Source organism: Algibacillus agarilyticus, from assembly GCF_003286125.1.
In the GTDB taxonomy this organism is placed as follows: domain Bacteria; phylum Pseudomonadota; class Gammaproteobacteria; order Enterobacterales; family Alteromonadaceae; genus Algibacillus; species Algibacillus agarilyticus.
The window spans coordinates 378,769-393,315 of sequence record NZ_QMED01000001.1; the positions used below are offsets into that span (position 1 = coordinate 378,769).

15 protein-coding genes are annotated in these 14,547 nt (G+C 39.8%); all 15 read right to left on the reverse strand.

Annotated elements, in window-relative coordinates; all coding sequences use genetic code 11:
* Nucleotides 1-13 precede the first annotated feature (13 nt).
* Entirely contained in the window at nt 14-724 is a 711-nt protein-coding gene (locus DPX34_RS01740) for a protein phosphatase CheZ (protein WP_111976673.1), read from the reverse strand.
* Between the two features lie 60 nt (nt 725-784).
* Nucleotides 785-1,168 (reverse strand): chemotaxis response regulator CheY, encoded by a 384-nt coding sequence (gene cheY / locus DPX34_RS01745; protein ID WP_111976674.1) that lies wholly within the window; start codon nt 1,166-1,168, stop codon nt 785-787.
* Between the two features lie 37 nt (nt 1,169-1,205).
* Nucleotides 1,206-1,922, reverse strand: a complete 717-nt coding sequence (locus DPX34_RS01750) for an RNA polymerase sigma factor FliA (RefSeq protein ID WP_111976675.1) — start codon at nt 1,920-1,922, stop codon at nt 1,206-1,208.
* Between the two features lie 9 nt (nt 1,923-1,931).
* A complete protein-coding gene (locus DPX34_RS01755; RefSeq protein WP_111976676.1) occupies nt 1,932-2,798 on the reverse strand; it encodes a MinD/ParA family protein in 867 nt (288 codons plus the stop codon).
* Nucleotides 2,799-2,803: 5 nt separating this feature from the next.
* A complete protein-coding gene (gene flhF, locus DPX34_RS01760; protein ID WP_111976677.1) occupies nt 2,804-4,285 on the reverse strand; it encodes a flagellar biosynthesis GTPase FlhF in 1,482 nt (493 codons plus the stop codon).
* 27 nt (nt 4,286-4,312) lie between these two features.
* Nucleotides 4,313-6,442, reverse strand: a complete 2,130-nt coding sequence (gene flhA / locus DPX34_RS01765) for a flagellar biosynthesis protein FlhA (RefSeq protein WP_111976678.1) — start codon at nt 6,440-6,442, stop codon at nt 4,313-4,315.
* 86 nt (nt 6,443-6,528) lie between these two features.
* The gene (gene flhB / locus DPX34_RS01770) at nt 6,529-7,659 is read right to left on the reverse strand and encodes a flagellar biosynthesis protein FlhB (RefSeq protein ID WP_111976679.1); all 1,131 of its coding nucleotides are present in this window, start codon (nt 7,657-7,659) and stop codon (nt 6,529-6,531) included.
* Between the two features lie 15 nt (nt 7,660-7,674).
* Nucleotides 7,675-8,451, reverse strand: a complete 777-nt coding sequence (gene fliR, locus DPX34_RS01775; protein WP_111976680.1) for a flagellar biosynthetic protein FliR — start codon at nt 8,449-8,451, stop codon at nt 7,675-7,677.
* Nucleotides 8,451-8,720 (reverse strand): flagellar biosynthesis protein FliQ, encoded by a 270-nt coding sequence (gene fliQ / locus DPX34_RS01780; protein ID WP_111976681.1) that lies wholly within the window; start codon nt 8,718-8,720, stop codon nt 8,451-8,453. Before fliQ ends, fliR begins: the two co-directional genes overlap by 1 nt.
* Nucleotides 8,721-9,461 (reverse strand): flagellar type III secretion system pore protein FliP, encoded by a 741-nt coding sequence (fliP, locus tag DPX34_RS01785; RefSeq protein ID WP_111976682.1) that lies wholly within the window; start codon nt 9,459-9,461, stop codon nt 8,721-8,723.
* On the reverse strand, nt 9,454-9,843 hold the full coding sequence (fliO, locus tag DPX34_RS01790; RefSeq protein ID WP_111976683.1) for a flagellar biosynthetic protein FliO: 390 nt from the start codon (nt 9,841-9,843) through the stop codon (nt 9,454-9,456). Before fliO ends, fliP begins: the two co-directional genes overlap by 8 nt.
* An 8-nt stretch (nt 9,844-9,851) precedes the next feature.
* Nucleotides 9,852-10,250, reverse strand: a complete 399-nt coding sequence (gene fliN / locus DPX34_RS01795; protein ID WP_111976684.1) for a flagellar motor switch protein FliN — start codon at nt 10,248-10,250, stop codon at nt 9,852-9,854.
* Nucleotides 10,251-10,286: 36 nt separating this feature from the next.
* Nucleotides 10,287-11,366 carry a flagellar motor switch protein FliM gene (gene fliM / locus DPX34_RS01800; protein ID WP_111976685.1) on the reverse strand — a complete coding sequence of 360 codons (1,080 nt, stop codon included), beginning with the start codon at nt 11,364-11,366 and terminating at the stop codon, nt 10,287-10,289.
* A 3-nt stretch (nt 11,367-11,369) separates the two neighbouring features.
* A complete protein-coding gene (gene fliL, locus DPX34_RS01805) occupies nt 11,370-11,903 on the reverse strand; it encodes a flagellar basal body-associated protein FliL (protein WP_111976686.1) in 534 nt (177 codons plus the stop codon).
* 61 nt (nt 11,904-11,964) lie between these two features.
* A complete protein-coding gene (locus DPX34_RS01810; protein WP_111976687.1) occupies nt 11,965-14,520 on the reverse strand; it encodes a flagellar hook-length control protein FliK in 2,556 nt (851 codons plus the stop codon).
* Between the last annotated feature and the right edge of the window lie 27 nt (nt 14,521-14,547).

The window sequence follows — 14,547 nt, forward strand, 5'->3', positions numbered from 1 at the left end:
AACCTTCCTTCTTTTAGAAACCTAAACTTGACAATAAATCATCAACATCATCTTGATCTGACACAACGTCAGCACGCTCTTCAGCATCAATGATTGGCCCTTCAGCTTTTTCATTTAAGCCTGATTTTGATTTTTCTTCTTCTATCAAGGTTTCAGGGGGTGAACCAAAAACGGTGAGTAAATGGATCAAGTTATCTTCGACTTCTCGCACTAAGTCAATAACTCTGCGAATAACCTGACCGGTTAAATCTTGAAAATCTTGAGCCATTAATACTTCATTCAGATGAACTCGGAGCTGATCTGAATCACCATCAACTTTCTTAAGTATGTCATCGACGGAATAACATAATTCTTTAAATTCTTGTAAGCTTATTTGCCTACTCATTAACTTATCCCAAGAAGGGATCACAGTTTTAATATTACTGCTTAAATTTTCAGCTACCGGAATACTGGCTTCGACCGCATCCATCGTTTTATTGGCTGCGTTTTCAGTCATTTCAATGACGTATGCAAGTCTATTTTGTGCGTCTGGAATATCTTCGTTAGCTAAATTCGCAATACGGGAGTCTAACTGAAAATCTTGAAGAGAATCGTGTAACTGCCGAGTCAGCTTACCGACTTCAGCAAATAACTCTTCAGATGCTGCTTTAGAGCACTCTTCCACAATTAAATTTGCAGCATCAATATCGCCTTGCTCCAATAAAGTGACAAGGTCTTTAGCCATTTCGAGGCTTATATAAGGAATTTTTGAACTCAAAGTTTATTCTCCAGTTATGAGGGCGAACTAACCTAAACGTTCAAAGACTTTTTCTAGTTTTTCCTTAAGCGTAGCCGCAGTAAAAGGTTTAACAATATAACCATTTACGCCCGCTTGCGCAGCTGCAATAATTTGCTCTTTTTTAGCTTCAGCAGTAACCATTAAAACAGGGATATGTTTTAAACGGTCATCAGCTCGAATAGCACGAAGTAAATCAATGCCTTGCATTCCAGGCATATTCCAATCTGTAACAACAAATTCGAAATCACCATTTTGCAACATCGGCAAAGCTGTTGCTCCATCATCTGCTTCCTGAACATTAGTAAAGCCTAAGTCACGAAGTAAATTTTTAATAATACGTCTCATTGTAGAGAAATCATCAACAACAAGAACTTTCATATTAGTATTCAAAGCATTCTCCAGTTAAGGTTTTGTGCTAAACAAATAGTTAGGTTTGCCAAGAAACCATACGACTCTTTAATCTATGCATAGCTTGGCTATGTATTTGACTAACTCTAGATTCGCTGACATTCAGTACGGCACCTATTTCTTTTAGGTTTAATTCTTCATCATAGTATAATGAAAGTGTTAGTGCCTCTCTTTCAGGCAATGTTTTTATTGCAGCTGCTAGAGACTGTTGAAAAGCGCCGTGCTCAATGTGACCGTAAGGCTCATCAAGCCCTTCTTCGTGATTACCAAGTACATCTTCAGTAACCCCAAGATCTTCAATTCCAATTATTTTGCCACTGCTTACATCGTTAAGCATTTGGTGGTATTCGTCAAGCCCGATCTGTAGTTTGTTTGCTACATCAGAATCTCTTGCATCTCGCCCGGTTTCTCTTTCAACCGTGGCAATGGCAGCCGCAATCATACGACTATTTTTATGCACAGATCGAGGAGCCCAATCACCTCGTCTGATTTCGTCTAACATCGAACCCCGGATCCGGATGCCAGCAAACGTTTCAAAACTAGCACCTTTAGTTGCATCAAAGTTGCGCGAGGCTTCTAATAAACCAATCATGCCAGCTTGGATTAAATCATCAACAATAACGCTAGCAGGTAATCTGACCATCATATGATGCGCAATACGCTTAACTAGCCCCGCGTGCATTTCTACAAGCGTCTGTTTTTGGTCTACAGATTGATAAGCAGCTGCTTTATTCACGTTTACACCTTATGCTTCTGGTAAAATCAACTGTTCAATAAAAAATTCTAAATGCCCACCAGCAGTATCAGGTACGGGCCAATTCGCAGCTCGATTTGCAAGTGTTTTAAATGCAATCGAAGCTGGCGACTTAGGAAAAGCATCAACAACTGTTTTTTGCTTTCTTACTGCTTTTCTTACATTTTCATCAAATGGAACAATCGCAACGAGCTCAATCGCAACATCTAAAAAGCGATCGGACACTTTAGACAGTTTAGCAAAGAGTTCCTGACCCTCTCTCAGCGAGCGTACCATGTTTGCTACGATTTTAAAACGGAACAACCCGTATTCCCGATTCAAGACTTTTATTAACGCGTAAGCATCTGTTATAGACGTAGGTTCATCACAAACAACAACCAATACATCTTGAGCCGCTCTAGCAAAGCTTAGCACCATATCTGAGATTCCGGCGGCTGTATCAACAATTAATACATCAAATTGTTGTTCTAACTCACTGAAAGCGCGAATTAATCCTGCATGTTCATTTGGTGTCAACTCTACCATATTCTTAGTGCCTGACGTTGCAGGAACGATAGTAATACCAAATGGACCTTTTACCAAAATATCTTGTAGCTCACATTCACCAGCTAATAGGTGTGATAAATTTTTTGTAACCCGCACGCCTAACATAACGTCTAGATTAGCCAACCCTAGATCGGCATCAAATACCAACACACGTTTGCCTTTCTGCGCTAATGAAACGGCTAGATTTAAGGAGACGTTACTTTTACCAACACCTCCTTTTCCACCGGTTACTGCAATAACTTTTACTTTATCGTCTTTTTTCATGTTACGAAGGCCGTTTGCCTGATCGCCTAACTGATTAATATTATTCATAAATTCTATTTATATATAGGCTGTAAGCTGTCATCTGTAAACCAATTTGACTGAGAAATATTTCGTTCGCTCATTAAATGAGCTGTTTTTTCAATTAAAAACTTCGCCTCAGCCACCCGTAAATCCTCTGGAACCCTTTGCCCTTCGCTTAAATAAGCTATTGGTAATGCATTTTGTATTGCGACACTCACAATTTCACCCAAACTGGTACATTCATCAATTTTAGTAAAAATACAGCCGGTTATCGGTATTTGTTTAAAACGTTCAATAGCCTCTTGCATAACCCGACGCTGAGCGGTTGATTGTAAAACTAAATAACTACGTACTTTAATTGATGAAGTCGTCATGAGTGTTTCAAGATGTGCAGCTAAGCGCACATCCCTTTGACCCACACCTGCAGTGTCGACTAAAACTAATTTTTTGTGCCGCAGCTGGTGTAATGTTTCCGTTAAATCGTCTTTATCTTGTACTATCTTACAAGGGCAACCTAAAATTTTAGCGTAAGTTTGCAGCTGCTCATGAGCACCAATTCGGAATGTATCTGTGGTGATCATGGCGATTTGATCACTCCCGTGCTGTTGAGCAAAGTGTGCCGCCAATTTTGCAATGGTCGTTGTTTTTCCAACGCCTGTAGGGCCTAACAAAGCAACAACACCACCGCGGCGTATTATATCGTTGTTGGTAACGTTGATTTGTCCTGCAAGCAATTCTAAAGCGTTTTCCCATGCATCTGCTTGGTCAAGCTCTTCCGGTATAAAACAAGCAACTTGATCAGCAACATCATTAGCAATACCCATTTTATTGAGTCTATCAACTAAATAAGCTCTGATAGGTTCTTTTCTTGCCATTTCTTGCCACATCAAACCAGAGACCTGATGTTCCATTAACTTTCTCATTTCAGCCATCTCTCTTTTCATTTCTAAGAGTTCTTCGCTGTTATTTGACGTATTGGTTTCAGGCGGGGTTGGTGTCGAAGAAGGTATTTTATTAGCGGTAAATTGAGCAAACTTTTCGGCTTGCGTTGGTATTTGTGCAGAGTGAGTCGGTTGTTGAAAAGCATGTTGATTTGGCTGTGCGGTTGACTCTTTGGCTTTTTTTAAACCGTCATGCAGTTTTTTATTTTGACGCTGCAGTAAAGCTTTGAGCGAATCAGCAACTTCATCTTCGTTAAGGTCTTCGCCTTGAGAAAAATGCGAGCTTATCCGATCATCTAATTCATCATCGAAATGCGTATTGTGACGTTTTTTTGGCACTGACGCAGGATTATTAGCCTGTTCATTAAAAGGTTGCGCCGTTTTTTTGACAGAAGCAGTCGCGGATGGCCGTACTTGAACAGGTGCATCGATATTGTCATCAACAGCAGCAACAATTTCAATTCCTTCGCTAGTCTTAGTATTAGACATGATAACAGCATCTGCGCCAAGCTCATTCTTGACATCAATAAGGGCTGTTCGCATATCTTTAGCGAAAAAACGTTTAATTTTCACAATTGACTCCTACGTCATTTTTTTGACTTATTGCCCTATCGAATTCACAATTCGAATTTGCTTATCATCAGGTATTTCTTGATAAGACAATACATGTAAGCCTGAAACGGTATGCTTAGTAAACCGAGCTAATACTGAACGTAAAACGCCAGAAGTCAATAGTACCGCGGGTTCACCATTCATTTCTTGTTGCTGACTAGCATCGATTAAAGCGGTTTGAATACGTTCGGCTAAACCGGGTTCAATGCCACCTCCTTCAGCCCCTGCGGCTTGCATCGACTGATGCAACATTTGTTCCAGCTCAGGAACTAATGTAATAACCGGTAAATCGGGTAAATCTTGACAAATATCTTGAATAATCAATTTACGCAGCGAAATACGCACTGCGGCAGTCAATACATCTGGATCTTGGCTCTTAGGTGCATACTCAACCAAAGTCTGCACTATGGTTCGCATATCTCTTATAGCAACACCTTCAAACAACAAGTTTTGTAATACTTTAACCATAGCAGATAATGACATAGTATCGGGCACCAATCCATCAACTAACTTACTATACGTTTTAGCCAACATATCTAATAAGTTTTGCGCTTCTTCATGACCCAGTAATTGTGAAGCATGGTTAGTTAACAAATGACTCAAATGAGTCGCGACAACTGTCGCTGCATCAACAACCGTATAGCCCAGTGATTGTGCTTGCTCTCGTTGTTCTAAATTAATCCAAACGGCTTCTAAGCCAAATGCAGGGTCAATGGTTTTAATCCCTTGAATATCACCAAAGACTTGGCCAGGGTTAATTGCCATTTCACGATCATGATAAATTTCAGCTTCACCCACAACAACGCCCATTAATGAGATGCGATAGATATTAGGCGACAAATCAAGGTTGTCACGAATATGCACAGGGGGCACTAAAAAGCCTAATTCTTGTGATAATTTTTTTCGCACCCCTTTAATTCGACTTAATAGTTCACCACCTTGTGTTTTATCAACTAATGGGATTAGTCGATAGCCCACTTCCAAGCCGATTACATCCATTGGTTGAACGTCATTCCAACTTATTTCTTGCGGTTCAGGCGCTATAGGCGCATTTGCATTATCACTAGGGGCAAGAGCTTGACCTTTCGAATCTCGCTTAATCAATGAGCCTTTGCCTTTCTTTGTGGTATCTACATCTCTACCCATCCAATAACCGGCTCCCACTAAACAAGCAGCAAGCAACAGAAAAGCAAAATGCGGCATGCCAGGTACAATCCCCATTACACCCAGAATGCTAGCGGCTACATATAGCACTTTAGGCTTGGCTAATTGATCTGAAAGCTGGTCACCTAATTCAACTGAATCATTTTGACGAGTAACAATAATGGCAGTTGCAACAGAAAGTAATAAAGAAGGGATTTGAGCGACTAAGCCATCGCCAATCGTTAATAAGGTGTAAATTTCAATAGCATCACTAAAGTTAAGATCATATTGGATCATCCCAATTAATAACCCACCCGCTATATTAATGATCATAATTAATAAACCGGCTATAGCATCACCTTTGACGAATTTACTGGCACCATCCATAGACCCATAAAAATCGGCTTCATCAGTCACTTCTTTTCGTCGTTCAACAGCTTCTTCTTGCGTAATAAAACCCGCATTTAAATCTGCATCGATCGCCATTTGCTTACCGGGCATAGAATCGAGAGTAAAGCGAGCACTTACTTCAGATATTCGTCCTGCACCGGCCGTAACGACTTTAAAATTGATAATCATCAAGATAGCAAATACGACCAAACCGACAGCGTAATTACCACCAATCACTACTTCACCAAAAGCGGCAATAACTTGACCCGCCGCATCATCGCCTAAATGACCTTCTAATAAGACAATTCGAGTTGAAGCCACATTAAGGGCAAGCCGTAAAACCGTAGCAATAAGAATAACGGTCGGAAACGAACCAAAATCCATCGGTTTTAAGGCATAAACGACAACTAGCATCACAACAATCGATAATGCAATGTTAAAGGTGAAAAGAATGTCGAGTAGAAAAGCAGGAAGAGGAAGAATAACCATGGCTAAAATAGCCAATACAACACCAGCTACGCCGAGGCCTTTTATGCGGCGATAATCAAACGCTTTAAAATTTTGAAATAATTGGCCAGTCTGCATGTGTCAAATTTCTAACTCTCAATATAGATTTAATAAGCTAAGCAAATCATAAGCCAACTTATGTTAACGAACTTATAAAGGTTTTATTAATAACGAACTTCAGGCGGAATAGGTAAGCTTGTCGCTTTAGGTTCTTTAGGTCGTTTAGCTTTACCTTTTTGATATTCTTTTAGCTGAAAGACATAAGCTAAAATTTGAGCGACCGCTGAAAATAATTTTTCAGGTATTTCACTGTCAATTTCGGTGGTGTGATAAATTGAACGAGCCAGCATCGGCGAACATAAAATGGGAATATCATGTGCTTCAGCAATATCCCGAATATGCCTAGCCACTTCATCACCACCTTTGGCCAATAAAATAGGTGCAGCGCTTTTTGTTGTGTCATACTTTAAAGCCACAGCGTAATGGGTCGGATTAGTTACCACGACATCGGCTTTAGGCACTTCAGACATCATTCGACGCTGCGAAGCTTGAAACATTTTTTGCCGTATCTTACCCTTAATAACAGGATCACCCTCAGCATTTTTATGTTCATCTTTAACTTCTTGTTTTGTCATTTTTAATGAGTCAGTGTGTTTATGCAATTGGTAAGGTACATCAATGATAGCGACAATAATTAATGAAAAAGCTAACCAAATAAATATCCAAACGATGATCTCTAGTGCTGTTTTAATATTATTAGGAATTTGCTCAATATTAATATGCATTAATTGATCAAAGTAAATCCCCAGCAAAACATAGGCAGCAATCACGATAACCGCAAACTTTGCTAATGATTTAACCAATTCGACGAGCCCTTGCGGACCAAACATGCGTTTTAAGCCAGATAAAGGGTTAAGTTTATTAAACTTAGGAGCCGCGGCTTGCATCGAAAAATTGTACCCGCCGACAACAATTGAACTCAAAACGCCAATCAATAACATGACAACAGCAAAAGCAAGTAACGGTACGATAATGGGTTCTAGTAAACCCTCTAAACGAATGAACATCCGAGAGGGATCAAAAGCATCTTCTTGTTCAAAAGTAAGCCCTTTTTTCATGACTTTATACATGCCTTCCGCAATAAAATCGCCCCACAGCAGAAAAAATATTGCAGCACCAAGAAGTTGAAGAAAGGTAGCAAGCTCTTTAGACCGAGCAACTTGCCCCTTTTCCCTGGACTTGGATTTCTTTTTTTCCGTGGGGTCTTCGGTTTTGCCTTCGTTTTCAGCTGCCATCGTAATTACTCATCATCAACGGCAACCTGCAATTTCACACATTAAGTATGAAGCCGACGCCCACATGGTGTCGAAATGTAACATAAAAGCCGACATGCTTAACCAAATAACAATCAAACCAGAAATTTGAGTAATTGGAAAACCAATCGAGAAAATATTAAGTTGCGGAGCGGCTCGTGTCATCACACCAAAAGTAAAACTCACAATTAACATGGCCGTTACAGGGGTAATAGTCATGGTAATCGTCGCTAAAAATAACCACTTACCCCACTCTATTATTTTCCAATAATTACTCACATCAACCCAACCAGAACCAATCGGAAACGCTTCAAAACTAAACGCAACCATTTTTATCATTGTTAAGTGACCATCCACAGCCCAAAAAATCAGCGTCGCCAGAATTAAGTAAAACTGGCCAACCGCCGCAACATTAATGCCATTAACCGGATCAACTAACGATGCAAACCCTAAACCGGTTTGCGTTGCAACAACTTGCCCTGCAACAATAAACGTATTTAAAAATATTTGAGAAACAAAACCAATTGCAACACCCCACAATATTTGTTGCACAACCAATATAAACCCTTGAACGGATAACATATCAGTATAAGGCTGCGATGGAATAACTGGGGCAATTAATAATGCAACGGTAAATGCAAAAAGGACTTTAAGTTGGGTTGGAATACGCTTAGCATCAAAGCCAATCATCACCACTAACAAAGACGATATTCTGACAAAAGGCAGTAAAATATCAGCAAGCCATTGCAAAACGACATCAACGGCAAAGTTCATTAACCGACAACCTCGGGGATCCGGTTAAAGATATCAATGGTATAGTCCATCAATTTATTAATCCCCCAATTTCCGCCATAAATAATAGCAAGCAGAGTGACGATTAAGCGTGGTAAAAAACTCAATGTTTGTTCATTAATCGATGTGGCGGCTTGAAAAATAGAGACAATCAAACCAACGACTAAACTCGGCACAATAATCAGCGACACTAACAATATAACCATAAACATAGCATCGCGTAACATATCAACAAACGTTTCAGCCGTCATTTAAGTACCGACTCCAAAACTGGTCGCTAATGTACCCATGGTTAAATTCCAGCCATCAACCAGTACAAACAACATAAGTTTAAAAGGTAAAGAAACCATCATCGGCGACAACATCATCATACCCATCGCCATTAGCACCGAAGCAACAACTAAATCGAGGATCAAAAATGGAATAAAAATCATAAAGCCCATTTGAAAGGCGGTTTTTAATTCACTCGTAATAAAAGCGGGGATCAAAACACTCATCGGCACATCTTCAGGTCCATTTAATGTTTCATATCCGGCGATTTCAGCAAACGTGGCAATATCTTTAACCCGAGTTTGGCTTAACATAAAAGCTCTTAAAGGTAATTGAGCTTTATCGAATGCTTGGGTAGCCGTTAATTCTTCTTGAATATAGGGTTGAACCGCCGTGACATTAATTTCATCAAAAACGGGCGCCATGATAAAAAACGTCATGAAAAGAGAGATACCAATGATCACTTGATTTGATGGAGCTTGTTGCAAACCGATAGCTTGCCTTAAAATCCCTAAAACAATAACGATTCGGGTAAAAGAGGTCATCATGATCAACATTGCTGGAATAAAGCTCAGCAATGTCATGATACCTAAAACTTGCAGTGATATCGTGTAATCTTTACTGCCGTCAGGGTTTTCATTTAAAGTTAAAGCGGGTAACCCCTGCTCAGCAAAAGCATCGGGGATAAATAGAAACAAGCCAAGTAAAAGATATTTAATCACGTTTTTTTACCTGTTCGAATATTTTTTTAAATCCCTCGTTCAACGGCGAATTAGATTGAGGAGTAGTAAGAGGTTCATCAAGCTCTTTTAATAAACTAATATTGTGTTGAGTCACACCTAATAATAATTGTTGGCCATCAACATCAACCACAATTATTTTTTCACGCGTGCTTAAAGGCAACATAGTAACAACCTTTAAGCCATTTACCCGCATCGCCGATAAGCTAGTACGTTTAAAAACAGCCGCAATGACAAAAATAAGTGCGATCACAAACAATAAAGAAAGTAATAGGGTCGGTAAGGCACTTTCCATTGTGGGCGTTTCGGCTAAAAGAGGAGAACTAGCACAAAGCGCACCTAATCCATAATATATACGCTGCATGTTTAACTCTATTTAAGTTTTTTAATACGCTCAACTTGGCTGATAACATCCGTTAAACGAATACCAAATTTGTCATTGACTACAACAACCTCACCATGAGCAATCAATGTACCATTAACCAATACATCAAGCGCCTCACCCGCAACGCGATCTAATTCAACAACTGAACCTTGGTTTAGCTGCAATAAGTTACGAATGTTTATTTTTGTTCGGCCCACTTCCATCGAAATCGTTACCGGAATATCTAATATGGTATCGAGTCGACGTTTTTCTTCATTCGTTATATTGCCACTATCGGTCAATTCTTCAAGTTCTGCAACCTGCGCTTCGCCGTTACCGTCATTTTCTTCTGATTCAGCTTGCTCTGCCATAGCAGCTGCCCAATCATCCATTGCATCATCACTCATAATTTAACTCTCTCAGACGATTTAAACTCGGGAAACTTAATCCCAATCTTCTAACTCACGTAATTCAGCCTCAGCATCAATACGTCGACCAGCTCTTGTTACCATTTGCAACTCAGATTTAACAGAGGCAGGTCGTTTAATTTTTTCAGATATTTGCACAGCCAGATTTTCATGCGAACGTCCCATTTTTGCCCGATAGGTTGGTAGCTCTTCAACAAAGACGGTTAAATGCTCAGGCATATCAATCGGAATAACATCACCGACTTGCAAATCCATCACTTCTTGTAACGATAATTCAAAATCTAATAATTTAGCTAATACTTCGACTTGAACATCCATCATTTCATCACGCAGGGCTTTACTCCAACGTAAATCAGTATCCTCTTGGTCACTCTGCACACCCGCATCAAGTAACTCTCGAATAGGTTCAAGCATAGAATAAGGCAAACAAATATGAAAATCGCCACCACCGCCATCCAGTTCAATATGAAATGAACTGATAACAACAACTTCGGTTGGGCTGACAATATTTGCCATTGCAGGGTTTACTTCAGAGTCAAGATATTCAAATGAGGTGTCCATCACCGGTCCCCACGCTTCTTTATAATCTTCAAATACTAATTTGAGTAGCATCTGAATTATGCGCCTTTCTGTGGGCGTGAATTCTCGACCTTCAATTTTGGCATGATACCGACCATCACCGCCAAAAAAGTTATCCACTAAAATAAAAACTAAGCGCGCTTCCATGGTAATTAACCCTGTCCCTTTTAAAGGACGGAAACGCACCATATTCAAACTGGTCGGTACAAATAAAGTATGAACGTATTCACCAAATTTAATCATTTGAACACCGTTGATGGAAACTTCAGCGGTGCGGCGCATCATATTAAATAAACTAATGCGCATATGACGAGCAAAACGTTCATTAACCATTTCAAGCGTAGGCATTCGCCCACGCACGATCCGGTCTTGTGATGAAAAGTCATAATCAGACATACTGCTCTGACCATCTTCTCCACCACCGTCATCGCCGTCTTCTGATTCTTCCTCAATGTCATCAACCCCATGTAATAGAGCATCGATTTCATCTTGGGATAATAGGTCTGTTGCAGCCATATTTTATTGCATCACAAAGCCTGTAAACAGGACATTTTCAATCACTTTATTCCCTACGATATTAGTCAGCTCATCCTGAACTGTCGTTAATGAAAGTGTTTTAAGTGCTTCTTTACCTTGAACTGTTGCTAAATCTTCAGCGTTAGCACTACTGAATACCCTTAACAAACCACCTTCAATTAAAGGAATATGCTTTTTAGCCGTTTCTTCATTCGTACTACCACGAACTAATAATTGCACTTTAATTTGCACAAGACGATCTCGACTTGCGCCTGGCACATTAAAAACAAACGGTCTAGGCATTGCTACATACAAAGCGGTGCCTAATTCAGCTTTAGCACCAGAAGATGATTCTTCTTGTGGAGCGGCTTCATCAAGCGTTAACTCTTCGGTTTCGGCGGCGGGTTCATCACCGCCCATTAAAAACATGGCAGCCCCCCCGCCAATAGCGAGTACAGCAACGGCAGCAATGATGATAAGCATCTTGCTTTTACCACCTGATTCTTCTTCTTCAACTTGGAGTTCTTCTGCAGCCATTTAAATATCCTTGAAATACTTAATGTTTTTATATGATAAACGCACTTAATTGTAACTGATTTTAGGCGTAATAATCGACTTCACCAAGGTGTCCGTTGATAATTTTGCTTTCTGCACCTAAATTATCATCATTTTGTTCCGTTCCAGCTTGTTCATTACCTGAACCTTTGCCTTTACCTTGCTCGCCTTGTCCTTGTTTAGCCTGCTGTCCATTACGCTGTTCAATATTACTTTCACCTAATTGGATACCCGCATTTTCCAGCATTTCTCTTAATCGAGGTACGGCTTGATCAAGCATTTCTTTCGCTTGCGGATTTTGCACGACTATACTAACCGAAGCTTGATCACCATTCATATTTATTTTTATCTGCATTTGACCTAGCTCAGGAGGGTCTAAACGAATTTCAGCAGATTGAACACGACTATTAATTAAATATTTCACATTTTCATTAATCGTTTCAGCACTCGCTTGTTTATCATGCAGTGGAACTTCTTTTAAGGTTTGCATTTGTTTTTGCAACGATTTATCAGCCAGCGTAACTTCAGAACGATTTACTTGATGTATCACTTGTGCTTGCGTATTTTTTGCATCTTGAGCACTGCGTTCATTAGCTGATTGCACTAAAGAATTAGTGATAGCCTGCTCTTGAAGGGTCGCGTCAAGCTCTGTATTCATGGGTTTTTCTACAAAGTCGACCTTAATTTGCTTACCCTCTCCATTTTGCTGCTCAGTTTCTTTTTTTACTTTGCGTTCTTTTAAATCAGTTACTTTATCAGACTTACCTTCGTTTGATGCATTAACCGCTGAGGCATTGGGTTTACCTTCACTTTTCACTTCAGAAGCCGTAATTGATTGCCCTAGTTGTGCGTTTTCTGCCGACAATTCAGCTTGTAAAGCGACATCGTTGTTTTTAGTTTTGGATTCTACCGCTTTAGTTTCAACATTTTTTTCTTTAATTTTCTTACTCTCAACACCATCCGTTGCATTCGTTGCATTCGTTGCACCTGAGTTTAATGGCACTGTAAGCTCGGATTCAGCTACTTGCTCACGCTTCCCCTCTTTACTGAGTGCTGTTTTTTCAATGGCTTGAGCAGTCTCTGTTGTTTGTGCAGTAGCGGAACCACCATTATTTTGCTTTAATTTTTGAGCAGCTTTATTGTCAGCATTCGAAGCCATTTTTATATTGGTCGCGTCAACATCTTCAACTTTGCTTGAGGTTTTGTTACTCGTATTTGTGCTTGCAACCGCATCTTGTCGAATCACACCATTAACATCATTTTTGCCTGTAGCGGTTTGCTGAATAGCCCTTTTATTCTCTTCAACGATGACAGCAGATTCTTTTTTAATTTGTGTCGCGTCACCTTTAGCTTCGCTGTTTACCTCTTTTGTTTTTTCACTTACAACCGTATTATTAACGTTACTTTTAAGGTTATTAAGTGGTTCAGCCATTACCTTCGCTTGATTCGCATCACTTTTTTGATTTGCACCGGCTACGGTCGAGCTCACAACAGTCGTTTTTTTAACGTCGGTTGGGTTTAATTCAGTATCTTCTGCTTTTGCAATTTTGCCTTTTTGCTCACCAGCTAAATCAACAGTTTGGGTTTTGTTTACAGCAACCGGTTTATTTTTAGCATCAAGCTCGCTCACAACATTGTCTTTCTGAGTGTTTTTATTTATTTCATTCTCGCCTTTACCATCAACCGTTAAAGCCAATTTACGGTGCGTTTTTTCTAGATCAAGTAGACTCTCTACATCCGTCTTTTTTTCAATTTGTTTATCGTTTAGGGCTGATTGACTTACTTTTTTAGCGGTCTTTAAATCGGCTATACTGTCGCTGTCACTATGGGCAGTCGAAACTTTCTGAACCGCCTCTAATTTAAGACTATTGTCTGTCTCAGCTTTATCTTTCTTCGCGTTGTCTTTAGTTGACATTATCTGAATAGAGTTAGATTCAACCTGGGTTTGATCGATACCATCATCGACTTTTTCTATTTTATTTGTGGTTTCTGCATGCGCGTTTTTATCCGCCACTTTTTTACTCGTAGGCTCCATTCCTTGGCTTTTTTCAATCAAGGTTAATAACGATTGAGTGTCATCTTCTAAACTTTTCGTTAAATTTAAATCAGTCGTTTTCTCATTATCAGCCGATTTTTTTGTATTATTTTCAAATGATTTTTGTTCGGATGAATGAGTACGATCTCGCTCCAGCCGTTCAGTCTTATTAGCGTCGGCTTTATCTGGCATCGCCGCAATAGGTGTTTTACTCTCTTGTTCAGCTAACGCTTTGGTATTAGATGCACTACTTGTTGTAGGCTCATCACGATGTTGAGTTGATGAGTTTTGTTCATTAGCTTTTGGATTAACCGACGCAGAGCCAAGAGGTTGGCGCTCTGAACGGTGACGATTAGCCAAGCGTTCTTGATTTTGTATTTGTTGTGAATGAGCCGCTGCCGCATCTTGACGATGGTCATATTGACGCTGTTGCCATTCTTTTGACAGAGCAAGGCGCTGTTCGAATTCATTAGAATCATGCTGCCAATCCGTTAAGGATTGTTTTTCAGCCGTTTTATTTGAAGAAATAAGACTGTCAGTTTGGGGCACGGCAATGAATTGCATAGCTATTCCTCGGTAAAGGCAATGGTT

What these genes read in the sequence shown, in the direction of transcription:
- DPX34_RS01740 (WP_111976673.1), bottom strand. Translation starts at nt 724, where the DNA reads ATGGCTAAAGACCTTGTCACTTTATTGGAGCAAGGCGATATTGATGCT.
- DPX34_RS01755 (WP_111976676.1), bottom strand. Translation starts at nt 2,798, where the DNA reads ATGAATAATATTAATCAGTTAGGCGATCAGGCAAACGGCCTTCGTAAC.
- flhA (WP_111976678.1), bottom strand. Translation starts at nt 6,442, where the DNA reads ATGCAGACTGGCCAATTATTTCAAAATTTTAAAGCGTTTGATTATCGC.
- flhB (WP_111976679.1), bottom strand. Translation starts at nt 7,659, where the DNA reads ATGGCAGCTGAAAACGAAGGCAAAACCGAAGACCCCACGGAAAAAAAG.
- fliR (WP_111976680.1), bottom strand. Translation starts at nt 8,451, where the DNA reads ATGAACTTTGCCGTTGATGTCGTTTTGCAATGGCTTGCTGATATTTTA.
- fliQ (WP_111976681.1), bottom strand. Translation starts at nt 8,720, where the DNA reads ATGACGGCTGAAACGTTTGTTGATATGTTACGCGATGCTATGTTTATG.
- fliO (WP_111976683.1), bottom strand. Translation starts at nt 9,843, where the DNA reads ATGCAGCGTATATATTATGGATTAGGTGCGCTTTGTGCTAGTTCTCCT.
- fliN (WP_111976684.1), bottom strand. Translation starts at nt 10,250, where the DNA reads ATGAGTGATGATGCAATGGATGATTGGGCAGCTGCTATGGCAGAGCAA.
- fliM (WP_111976685.1), bottom strand. Translation starts at nt 11,366, where the DNA reads ATGGCTGCAACAGACCTATTATCCCAAGATGAAATCGATGCTCTATTA.
- fliL (WP_111976686.1), bottom strand. Translation starts at nt 11,903, where the DNA reads ATGGCTGCAGAAGAACTCCAAGTTGAAGAAGAAGAATCAGGTGGTAAA.
- DPX34_RS01810 (WP_111976687.1), bottom strand. Translation starts at nt 14,520, where the DNA reads ATGCAATTCATTGCCGTGCCCCAAACTGACAGTCTTATTTCTTCAAAT.